We start from the raw sequence: 10,766 nt of genomic DNA on the forward strand, positions 1-10,766 counted from the left end.
GAAATGGCTTCTGACCGCTAGTTTTCCCCGCGCTAGACCATTAACACTTTTTCAAGGGACCTGAGGAGACCTGGTGCCGCTCCCGACACTGAGCCCGGAACAGCGCGCGGCCGCTTTGGAAAAGGCGGCTGAGATCCGCAAGGCTCGCGCTGAGCTGAAGGAGCAACTCAAGCAGGGCAAGACGACGCTTGCTGCCGTGATCGATCGTGCGGAAGCCGACGATGTCGTCGGCAAGCTGAAGGTCTCGGCCGTGCTCCAGGCGATGCCCGGCATCGGCAAGATCCGCGCAACGCAGATCATGGAGAAGCTGAAGATCGCCGAGAGCCGCCGCCTGCGCGGCCTGGGCGACCAGCAGCGTAAGGCTCTGCTCGGGGAGTTCGCCGGCGGCAAGTGACCCGCCCGGCGGTCCCCCCGGACCGGTTGCAATGACTCGACGCGCTCGGACCTCGGTCCGGGCGCGTCGGCGTTGTCGCAGCTCTGGTAAGGTTGTCAGGTTCGTGAGCTGTCAATTGCGAAAGTTTTGAGGTTGTATCCGTGGCCGGAACCGTGGCAGACCCGCAGGGGATCACCAACCCGCCGATCGACGAGCTGCTGGAAAAGACGACGTCGAAGTACGCCTTGGTGATTTTCGCGGCGAAGCGTGCCCGTCAGGTCAATGCCTACTACAGCCAGCTGGGCGAGGGGCTCCTCGAATACGTGGGCCCGCTCGTGGAGACCACGCCGCAGGAGAAGCCGCTCTCCATCGCCCTGCGCGAGATCAACAGCGGGCTGCTGACCGCCGAGCGCATCGACGAGACACCCTGAGCGAGATGACCGACCGCCACGCCGGGGACCACCCCCGGGTAGTTCTCGGCGTGGCCGGTGGCATCGCCGCCTACAAGGCTTGCGAGCTGTTGCGACTGCTGACCGAGTCGGGCCACCGGGTGCGGGTCGTGCCCACCGCCTCGGCACTCGCCTTCGTCGGCGAGGCCACCTGGGCGGCGCTGTCCGGCCAGCCGGTGAGCACCGACGTCTGGACCGGCGCCCACGAGGTGCCGCACGTCCGCCTCGGCCGCGAGGCCGACCTCGTCGTCGTCGCCCCGGCCACCGCCGACCTGCTCGCCAAGGCCGCCACCGGCCTGGCCGACGACCTGCTCACGAACACGTTGCTCACGGCCCGGTGCCCGGTCCTGTTCGCGCCGGCCATGCACACCGAGATGTGGGAGCACCCGGCGACCAGCGCCAACGTCGCCACCCTGCGCTCCCGCGGCGCCGTGGTGCTGGAGCCCGCCGTCGGGCGGCTCACCGGCGCCGACACCGGCAAGGGGCGGTTGCCCGAGCCGGCCGAGATCTTCGCCGCCGCCACCCGGCTGCTGCGCCGGGGCCTGGCAGGTGCCGGGGCCGACCTGGCGGGCCGGCACGTCGTGGTCACCGCCGGTGGCACGCGCGAGCCGATCGACCCGGTGCGCTTCATCGGCAACCGGTCCTCGGGCAAGCAGGGATACGCGATCGCCCGCGCGGCCGTCGCCCGCGGTGCCCGGGTCACGCTCATCGCCGCCAACGTGGCGCTGCCCGACCCGGCCGGCGCCGACGTGGTGCGGGTCGAGACGACCGAGCAGCTGCGGGTGGCCGTCGTGACCGCCGCGAAGGCCGCCGACGCCGTGATCATGGCCGCCGCGCCGGCCGACTTCCGGCCCGCGTCCTTCACCGCTAGCAAGATCAAGAAGGTGGATGGCGCGGCCCCCGGGCTTGAGCTGGTCACCAATCCCGACATCGCCGCCGAGCTGGGTGCGGCCAAAGCCGACGGTCAGGTGCTCGTCGCCTTCGCGGCCGAGACCACCGACCTGGACACCGCCCTGGACACCGCCCGGGAGAAGATGCTGCGCAAGCGCGCAGACCTCATCGTGGTCAATGAGGTCGGTGTGGACAAGACGTTCGGCTCCGAGCGCAACCAGGCGGTGATCCTCGGCGCCGAGGGTGGCCGTGACGCATTGCCCGAACTGTCCAAAGACGACCTTGCTGATAGGATTTTGGATCGAGTGGTCGACCGTTTTGCCTGATCGAAGCGGGGAAGGTGTGGTGTGTCGCCGAGTTCGCGGCCGGGCCGACGCTCGATACATGCCCGTAGGTCGTACACTCTGGCACAACATCAGTTAATCGATCGCTGTAACCCTGAGGAGCACCATTGGCACGCCGCCTGTTCACGTCAGAGTCGGTCACCGAAGGTCATCCCGACAAGATCGCCGATCAGATCAGTGACGGCGTCCTCGATGCGCTCCTCACTCAGGACGCGCGCAGCCGAGTGGCCGTCGAGACGCTCATCACGACCGGTCAGGTCCACGTCGCGGGTGAGGTGACCACGACCGCCTACGCCGACATCGCCAAGATCGTCCGCGAGACGATCCTGGGCATCGGCTACGACTCCTCCAAGAAGGGCTTCGACGGCGCCTCCTGCGGCGTGAGCGTGTCGATCGGCTCCCAGTCGCCGGACATCGCGCAGGGCGTGGACTCCGCGATCGAGGTTCGCGAGGGCGCCGGCGGCGACGCCCTCGACCTGCAGGGCGCCGGCGACCAGGGCATGATGTTCGGCTTCGCGTGCAGCGAGACGCCGGAGCTCATGCCGCTGCCGATCGCCCTGGCCCACCGCCTGGCCCGGCGCCTGTCCGCGGTGCGCAAGGACGGCACGATCCCCTACCTGCGGCCTGATGGCAAGACCCAGGTCACCATCGAGTATGACGGGCTGCGCCCGGTGCGCCTGCACACCGTCGTGGTGTCCAGCCAGCACGCCCCGGACATCTCGCTCGACTCGCTGCTGACCCCGGACGTGCGCGAGCACGTCATCGCCCCCGAGCTCGAGGGCCTGGGCCTGGAGACCGACGGATACCGCCTGCTGGTCAACCCGACCGGCCGCTTCGAGATCGGCGGCCCGATGGGTGACGCCGGCCTCACCGGTCGCAAGATCATCGTCGACACCTACGGCGGCTACGCCCGCCACGGCGGCGGTGCCTTCTCCGGCAAGGACCCGTCCAAGGTCGACCGCTCCGCCGCCTACGCGACGCGCTGGGTCGCCAAGAACGTCGTCGCCGCCGGCCTGGCCGAGCGCTGCGAGGTCCAGGTCGCCTACGCCATCGGCAAGGCGCACCCGGTCTCGCTGTTCGTCGAGACCTTCGGCACCGAGGTCGTGCCGGTCGAGCGCATCGAGAAGGCCATCAACGAGGTCTTCGACCTGCGCCCCGCCGCGATCATCCGCGACCTCGACCTGCTCAAGCCCGTCTACCAGCAGACCGCCGCCTACGGTCACTTCGGCCGCGAGCTGCCCGGCTTCACGTGGGAGCAGGCTTCGCGCACGTCCGAGCTGAAGTCCGCCGCCGGCGCCTGACGCTCACCCGCACTGCGACGTTGGCCGATCAGACCGGATCCCGGATTGATCGGCCAACGCCATTCTTGGAAGCCTCGGATGATCGATCGGAGCCTATTGAGCCGGCGCTGTTCCCCGAGTCGGAGCTGAAGCCGCGCGCCGCCGCCGAACGCATTGCCGGAAATGCCGGGGGACGGGCCCGCGCCGCCCGCGCCACCGCCCCCGCGAAACGCGCCGCCGACGAATTCCCGGTCGCCCGCGTCTGCGTCGACAGCCCCCTGCCGCACCTCGACCGGCCCTTCGACTATCTCGTCCCGCACTCCGCCGCGGACACCGCGCTGCCCGGCACCCGGGTGCGCGTCCGCTTCGCCGGCCAGCTCGTCGACGGCTTCGTCCTTGAGCGCACCGCGGCCTCCGAGCACGACGGCAAACTGCTGTTCCTCGAGCGCTGCGTCTCCGGCGAGGTCGTGCTCACCCCGCCGGTCGCCCGGCTCGCCCGGGAGATCGCCGACCGCTACGCCGGCACCCTCTCCGACGTGCTGCGCCTCGCCGTGCCGCCCCGCCACGCCAAAGCCGAGGCCGAGGCCGCTTCGCCGGCCCCTCCCGCCACGGCCCCGCCCGGCCCTCTCGTTCGGGGCGGCTGGCCGCGGTACACGGCCGGCGCCGCCCTGTTGCGCGCGCTCTCCGACGGGCGGATGCCCCGCGCCGTGTGGACCGCACTGCCCGGCGAGGACTGGCCGGCGCGCCTCGCCGAGGCCGCCGCGACCTGCCTCGCCGCCGGGCGCGGCGCGCTCATCGTGGTCGCCGACGCCCGCGACCTCGACCGGCTCGACGCGGCCCTGCTGCGGGTGCTCGGCGGGCCCGGTCACCACGTGGCGCTCTCCGCCGCGCTCGGGCCCGCCGAGCGCTACCGCCGGTTCCTGGCCGCCGCCCGCGGTACCGCCCGGATCGTCATCGGCACGCGGGCCGCCGCGTTCGCCCCGGTCGCTGGCCTCGGCCTGGTCGCGATCTGGGATGACGGCGACGACCTGCACAGCGAGCCGCGGGCGCCCTATCCGCACGCCCGGCAGGTCCTGCTGGCCCGCGCCGAGCAGGAGCGCTGCGCGGCGATCGTGGGCGGCTTCGGGCGCACGGCGGAGGCCCAGCAGCTGGTGGAGACCGGCTGGGCGATCGAGGTCAGCGCAGCCCGCGACGAGCTGCGCCGGTGCATGCCCCGGGTGCTCACCGTGGGCGAGCACGAGCGCGCCCGCGACCCGCAGGCGGCCGCCGCGCGCCTGCCCTCCGTCGCGTGGCGGGCCGCCCGCGAGGCCCTGGCCGGCGGTGCCCCCGTTCTCATCCAGGTGCCCCGCCGCGGCTACCTGCCCGCCGTGTCCTGCGCGGACTGCTACACCCCCGCCCGCTGCGCCCACTGCTCCGGCCCGCTCGCCCTGCCCGCCGCCGACGGCGTGCCGATGTGCCGCTGGTGCGGCCGCCCGGCCGCGGGCCACGCCTGTCCCGAGTGCGGCGGCCGCCGCCTGCGCGCCGCTGTCGTCGGCGCCCGCCGTACCGCGGAGGAGCTCGCCCGCGCCTTCCCGGACACCACCGTGCGCACCTCCGGCCGCGACGAGGTCCTGACCTCGATACCGCGCGAGCCCGCCCTCGTCGTCTGCACCCCTGGCGCCGAGCCCCTCGCCGACGGCGGCTACGGCGCCGTGCTGCTCCTGGACGCGTGGGCCTTCCTCACCCGCGCCGACCTGCGGGGCACGGAGGAGGCGCTGCGGCGCTGGTTCGCGGCCGCGGCGCTGGCCCGCCCCGGCGCCCCCGTGGTCGTCGTCGCCGACGGCGGCCTGGTCGCCGTGCAGGCCCTGCTGCGCTTCGACCCGGCCTGGCTGGCCGCGCGCGAGCTCGCCGACCGCCGTGAGCTGGGCTTCCCGCCGGCGACGCGGATCGCGGCGCTGACCGGCCCGCCGGCGGCGGTGGCGGAACTGCTGTCGCTGGCCGAGCTGCCGCCGGGCGCGGAGGTGCTGGGCCCGGTGCCGGCCGCCGACGGGCAGGAGCGCATGCTCGTGCGCACGGCCCGCTCGGCGGGCAAGGCCCTGGCGCTGTCGCTGAAGGCGGCGGCGGGGGCGAGGTCGGTTCGCAAGTCCGCGGACGCGGTCCGCATCCAGATCGACCCGCTCGACCTGCTCTGACAGTGAGGATGTAGGTGAGTGCCGAGCCGGTCAGGGGCGCAGGGCCGACTCCAGGGTCTGCAGCAGCGGCGGGGCGCCGGCGCGGTTGTCGACCTCCAGGTGCGCCACGGCCGGCGGGCGGTCCGGCGGGATCGCCGCCAGGAACTGCGGCCAGCGGGCCAGCTTCTGGCCGTCGCGGTATGAGCCGCGCGCCAGCAGCCGGGCGCGCAGGGTCTGCGGGTCGCAGCGGACCCACACCAGGCGCACCGGGTCGCCGCCCAGCGCCGCGACGAACGCCGACCAGCGTGCCGGATCGGAGATCTGGCCGGTGAACGGGCCCGAGAGCAGCACCGGGCAGCCGTGGGAGCGGATCTCGCGGGCCGTGGCGGCCAGGCCGGCGTACTCGTGGACCTTGATGTTCGCGTCGTACCAGGGGCCCTCGCGCTCGCCCGGCGGGCGGCCGGCGGCGGCGAGCGTCGCGGCCACGAAGTCGCCGTAGACGGTGTCCTTGTCCAGGAGGGCGGGAGTGGGGGAGAGCAGGCGCAGCAGCAGGGCCGCCACCGTGGACTTGCCCGCCCCGGGCGGCCCGGCGACCACCCAGGCCGGCGACCGCGACGAGACGCGAGGCGAGTTGGACACGTCCCCAACGCTAGTGCGGTGACCATGCCGGGTCACAAACCCCGACCCCAACCCGGCAAACGGTTCGGGTCACGGCACTAGCCTAGACTGGAAAGGCCCGATTTCGGGCGAACTCGCATTTCGGATAAATGAGGTGCCGCTTGACCGTCCAGTCCGTCCGCCTGTTCGGCGACCCGGTGCTGCGCACGCCCGCCGACGCGGTCGTCGACTTCGACAAGGAGCTGCGCAAGGTCGTGAGTGATCTGCTCGACACCATGCGCCAGCAGAACGGCACCGGCCTCGCCGCGCCCCAGATCGGGGTCGGGCTCCGGCTGTTCACGTTCGACGTCGACGACGTCATCGGGCACCTGGTCAACCCCGTGCTCGAGTTTCCCGACGAGGAGGAGCAGGACGGGCCCGAGGGCTGCCTGTCGATCCCGGGGGTGTATGTCGACACCAAGCGGCGCCAGAACGTCATCGCCAAGGGCTTCAACCAGCACGGCGACCCCATCCAGATCGTCGGCACCGGGCTGATGGCCCGCTGCGCGCAGCACGAGACCGATCACCTCGACGGCGTGCTGTTCGTCGACCGGCTCGACGCCGAGCGGCGCAAGCAGGCGATGAAGGAGATCCGGGCGGCGGAGTGGTACAACCCCGACGAGCCGCCGGTCGTCAAGGCCAGCCCGCACGGGCTGTTCGGCCTCCGGTGAGGCTCGTCTTCGCGGGCACGCCGGCCGTGGCCCTGCCCTCCCTCGACGCCATCGCCGCCTCGCGGCACGAGCTCGTGGCGGTCGTCACCCGCCCGGACGCGCCCGCCGGTCGAGGCCGCCAGCTGGTGCCGTCCCCGGTCAGCGCCTGGGCGACCGAGCGCGGCATCCGGGTCCTGACCCCGGCGAAGCCCCGCGACCCGCAGTTCCTGGAGGAGCTGCGGGAGCTGCGGCCCGACTGCGCACCCGTGGTCGCATACGGCGCCCTGGTGCCGCGGGCCGCCCTCGACATCCCCCGCCACGGCTGGGTGAACCTGCACTTCTCGCTGCTGCCGGCCTGGCGCGGCGCCGCGCCCGTGCAGCACTCGGTCCTGCACGGTGACGAGATCACCGGGGCGAGCGTCTTCCTGCTGGAGGAGGGCCTGGACACCGGGCCGGTGCTCGGCACGCTCACCGAGCCGATCGGGTCGCGCGACACGTCCGGCGACCTCCTCGAGCGCCTGGCGCGCTCGGGCGCCGAGCTGCTCGTCCGGGTGCTGGACGGGATCGAGGCGGGGGCGCTCACCGCGGCAGCGCAGCCGAATGAAGGCGTGTCGGCGGCCCCGAAGCTGACTGTCGAGGACGCGGCGGTGCGCTGGGCCGAGCCCGCGTTCGCGGTCGACAGGCGGATCCGGGCGTGCACCCCGGCGCCGGGGGCGTGGACGACGTTTCGGGGCGAGCGGCTCAAGCTCGGCCCCGTCACGCCGCTGACCGCGGCGACCGTCATCGGCGGCTCGCCTACGCCGGCGCCGGGCGTGCTCGCCGTCGAGCGCAACCGCGTGCTGGTCGGCACCGGCACCGTTCCCGTCGTGCTCGGCACGGTCACCGCCCCGGGCAAGAAGGCGATGCCCGCCGACGCGTGGGCGCGCGGCGCGCGGGTCGAGTCCGGGGAGCGCGTCTCTTGATGAAACCGGTGCCCCGGCGCGGGCCCGGGCCGCGGCCCGCTGGCGGGCGCGACGATCGGCTGCCCCGTCCGCCGCGCGGCCGCCGTCCGGCGATCGACCCGGCGCGGGAGGCCGCGTACGAAGCCGTCGCCGCCGTGCACCGCGACGACGCGTACGCGAACCTGGTCCTGCCGCGGCTGCTGCGCGAGAACGGCGTGAGCGGGCGGGACGCGGCGTTCGCGACGGAGCTGACATACGGCACGCTGCGCCAGACCGGAACCCTCGACGCGATCGTCGCCGCGGCGGCCGACCGCCCGATGGATCGCATCGACCCGCCGGTCCGCGACGCGCTGCGCATCGGCGCGTACCAGTTGCTGCACATGCGCGTCGGGGCCCACGCCGCCGTCGCGACCACGGTCGACCTGGTCCGCTCGCTCGTGCCCGGCGCTGCCGGTTTCGCCAACGCCGTCCTGCGCCGGGTCGGCGAGGCGGACCGCGACGCGTGGCTCGAGCGGCTCGTCAGGCAGGGCTTGGAAGGCAGAGAAGGCACGGAAGGCTCGCAAGCCGCGGCCGACCCGGTCGCCCGGGCCGCGCTCGTCCACGCGCACCCGCGGTGGATCGTCAACGCCTTCGCCGACGCGCTGGGCTCGCTCGACGAGGCCGAGCAGGCGCTCGATGCCGACAATCTTCCGCCGCCGGTACACCTGTGTGCCCGCCCCGGCCGCATCGCCCCCGCGGACCTCGCGGCCTCGCTGCCCGGTGCCGTCGTGGGCCGGTACTCGCCGTACGCGGTCGTCCTCGCGGGCGGCGGCGACCCGGCCTCGATCCCGGCGATCCGGGAGGGACTCGCCCACGTCCAGGACGAGGGCAGCCAGCTGGTCGCGTCGGTCCTCGCGGGCGCCCCCGTCAGCGGCGCCGACGAGCGCTGGCTCGACCTCTGCGCGGGCCCCGGGGGCAAGGCGGGCCTGCTCGGCGCGCTCGCCGCCGAGCGAGGCGCCCACGTCACCGCCGTCGAGGTCGCCCACCACCGGGCCGCGCTCGTCGCGCAGGCCACGAGGGGCCTGCCCGTCTACACCATCAACGCCGACGGCCGCGATGTCGGCAAGGACCCGGACCTGCCCGCCGGCGCCTTCGACCGGGTCCTCGTCGACGCGCCGTGCACGGGCCTGGGCGCGCTGCGGCGCCGCCCGGAGGCGCGGTGGCGGCGCCAGCCGTCGGACCTGCCGCCGCTGACCCGGCTGCAGCGGGAGCTGCTGCAGGCTGCCTTCCAGGCGGTACGGCCGGGGGGCGTCGTCGCCTACGTGACGTGCTCGCCGCATCAGGCCGAGACGGAGGTCTCGGTCACGGAGGCGGCCCGGCGCTCCTCGATCGACGTGGACCTCGTCGACGCCCGCCCGTATCTGCCGCCGTCGCTGCCGGAGACCGGCAGCGGCCCGACGGTGCAGCTGTGGCCGCACCGCCACGGCACGGACGCGATGTTCGTGGCCCTGCTGCGTCGCGGCGCTTAGGTCTGTTTCATAACTGGGGTGGGAGCGAGGCGGAGTCCAGATTTCGTCTGCGTGCGGCCCGCGGAAGCCAGGCTACCGGTGTTGTAACCGGGCTTTCGCGGGCCGTGCGCAGGCGGAATCTGGGCCCGCCGTAGCCCCACCCCAGTTATGAAACAGACCCTTGGCTTGGCGTTTAACCTGCGGCGGTCGGTGGTGACCCTGACCGGTCGTGGAGACAGCCCTTGGTTGATCATTCTTCTTGTCGAGGGAAGAAGATCTATGACCAAGGGCTGTCTCTGTGACCAGTGTGCCTGATGCTGCCGTGGCGGACGCGTTCGGGGAGTTGAGCAGGTTCCGGCGGGAGTTCTACCGGTGTTTGACCGCGCGGGCCGACGCGTTGTTCGAGTTGACCGACGCGCTGCTGTGTACCGAAGGCCCGGTCAAGACGTTGGTGGACTTGACGTTGGCGCCGGAGCACCGGCGTGGACACGGCGCCATGTACGACGGTCTCAATCAGGGCCGGCTTGAGTTGCAACGGCTGCGCACGGCTGTGGCCGGGCTGCCATTGCCCCGCTCGAGCGAGGGAAGGCTCATCCTCGCCGTCGACGTCAGCGCGTGGCTGCGCCCCGACGCGGCCACCAGCCCGGATCGGCTGTTCTGCCATGTCCACGGCCGCGGCCGCAATCAGGACCAGCAGATCCCAGGCTGGCCGTACTCCTTCGTGGCTGCATTGGAACCCGGCCGGACGTCATGGACCGCGGTGCTGGACGCGCTACGGCTGGGTCCGGACGATGACGTGGCCGAGGTGACCGCCGCGCAGGTCCGCGCGGTGCTGCACCGTCTCGTCGAGGCCGGGCAGTGGCGCAGCGGCGACCCGGACGTGCTGGTCGTCCTCGACTCCGGCTACGACCTGGCCCGGCTGGCGTTCCTCCTGGCTGACCTGCCAGTCGAGGTCCTGGGCCGGTTGCGCGCCGACCGGGTGTTGCGGCTGCCCGCACCGCCGCGGCTGCCGGGGACGATCGGCCGACCGGCCAAGCACGGCGGCGAGTTCCACTTGGCCGATGCCGACACCTGGCCGGCACCACAGGCAGCGACCACCACCGACACCACCCGCTACGGCGGAGCGAACGCGCAGGCGTGGGACCGGTTGCATCCCCGCCTGACCCGCCGCGCTGCCTGGCTGGACCACGAGGGTGACCTTCCCGTGCTGGAAGGCACCCTGATCCGGCTCACCGTGCAGCACCTGCCCGGCGACCGGGACCCGAAACCGTTGTGGCTGTGGTCATCCCGCACCGGCGCCTCACCGTCCCATGTGGACAGGCTCTGGCAGGCGTTTCTGCGCAGGTTCGACCTGGAACACACCTTCCGCCTGTTCAAACAGACCCTCGGCTGGACCGCACCAAGGCTCCGCAGCCCCGAGGCCGCCGATCGATGGACCTGGCTCGTGATCGTCTGCCACACCCAGCTGCGACTCGCCCGGCGTCTCACCCACGATCTTCGCCGTCCTTGGGAACGCCCCACCGACCCGAATCGACTCAGCCCGG

The 10,766-nt window shown here is 73.1% G+C and carries 10 protein-coding genes; 9 read left to right on the forward strand and 1 reads right to left on the reverse strand.

The features are described 5' to 3' along the window. Positions 1–73: 73 nt before the first annotated feature. The 5 genes from mihF to AB0367_RS26010 all read left to right on the forward strand — a co-directional run bounded on the left by mihF (position 74) and on the right by AB0367_RS26010 (position 5,508). Positions 74–394 (forward strand): integration host factor, actinobacterial type, encoded by a 321-nt coding sequence (gene mihF / locus AB0367_RS25990; protein ID WP_366229017.1) that lies wholly within the window; start codon positions 74–76, stop codon positions 392–394. A gap of 140 nt (positions 395–534) precedes the next feature. Next, positions 535–804, forward strand: a complete 270-nt coding sequence (gene rpoZ, locus AB0367_RS25995) for a DNA-directed RNA polymerase subunit omega (RefSeq protein ID WP_350550750.1) — start codon at positions 535–537, stop codon at positions 802–804. Positions 805–809: 5 nt separating this feature from the next. Then, positions 810–2,039 (forward strand): bifunctional phosphopantothenoylcysteine decarboxylase/phosphopantothenate--cysteine ligase CoaBC, encoded by a 1,230-nt coding sequence (gene coaBC / locus AB0367_RS26000; RefSeq protein WP_366229019.1) that lies wholly within the window; start codon positions 810–812, stop codon positions 2,037–2,039. A 125-nt stretch (positions 2,040–2,164) separates the two neighbouring features. Further along, the gene (gene metK, locus AB0367_RS26005; RefSeq protein ID WP_366229020.1) at positions 2,165–3,358 is read left to right on the forward strand and encodes a methionine adenosyltransferase; all 1,194 of its coding nucleotides are present in this window, start codon (positions 2,165–2,167) and stop codon (positions 3,356–3,358) included. A 257-nt stretch (positions 3,359–3,615) separates the two neighbouring features. Beyond that, positions 3,616–5,508: a primosomal protein N' gene (locus tag AB0367_RS26010; protein ID WP_366229037.1), complete on the forward strand. Its 1,893-nt coding sequence runs from the start codon at positions 3,616–3,618 to the stop codon at positions 5,506–5,508. A gap of 30 nt (positions 5,509–5,538) precedes the next feature. Here AB0367_RS26010 and AB0367_RS26015 read toward each other — a convergent pair whose 3' ends face one another. After that, positions 5,539–6,126 (reverse strand): AAA family ATPase, encoded by a 588-nt coding sequence (locus AB0367_RS26015; protein WP_366229021.1) that lies wholly within the window; start codon positions 6,124–6,126, stop codon positions 5,539–5,541. A 140-nt stretch (positions 6,127–6,266) separates the two neighbouring features. Between AB0367_RS26015 and def the strand changes: the two genes are divergently transcribed. From def to AB0367_RS26035, 4 genes are all read left to right on the forward strand, one after another. Next, entirely contained in the window at positions 6,267–6,815 is a 549-nt protein-coding gene (def, locus tag AB0367_RS26020) for a peptide deformylase (RefSeq protein ID WP_366229022.1), read from the forward strand. After that, entirely contained in the window at positions 6,812–7,756 is a 945-nt protein-coding gene (gene fmt, locus AB0367_RS26025; RefSeq protein ID WP_366229023.1) for a methionyl-tRNA formyltransferase, read from the forward strand. Before def ends, fmt begins: the two co-directional genes overlap by 4 nt. Then, entirely contained in the window at positions 7,756–9,243 is a 1,488-nt protein-coding gene (locus AB0367_RS26030; RefSeq protein ID WP_366229024.1) for an RsmB/NOP family class I SAM-dependent RNA methyltransferase, read from the forward strand. Before fmt ends, AB0367_RS26030 begins: the two co-directional genes overlap by 1 nt. Before the next feature lie 277 nt (positions 9,244–9,520). Continuing rightward, a partial coding sequence (locus AB0367_RS26035; RefSeq protein WP_366229025.1) for an NF041680 family putative transposase occupies positions 9,521–10,766 on the forward strand: 1,246 nt, incomplete at its 3' end.

This window comes from Dactylosporangium sp. NPDC051484 (genome assembly GCF_040689395.1).
GTDB lineage: Bacteria > Actinomycetota > Actinomycetes > Mycobacteriales > Micromonosporaceae > Dactylosporangium.

What these genes read in the sequence shown, in the direction of transcription:
- coaBC (WP_366229019.1), top strand. Translation starts at nt 810, where the DNA reads ATGACCGACCGCCACGCCGGGGACCACCCCCGGGTAGTTCTCGGCGTG.
- AB0367_RS26030 (WP_366229024.1), top strand. Translation starts at nt 7,756, where the DNA reads ATGAAACCGGTGCCCCGGCGCGGGCCCGGGCCGCGGCCCGCTGGCGGG.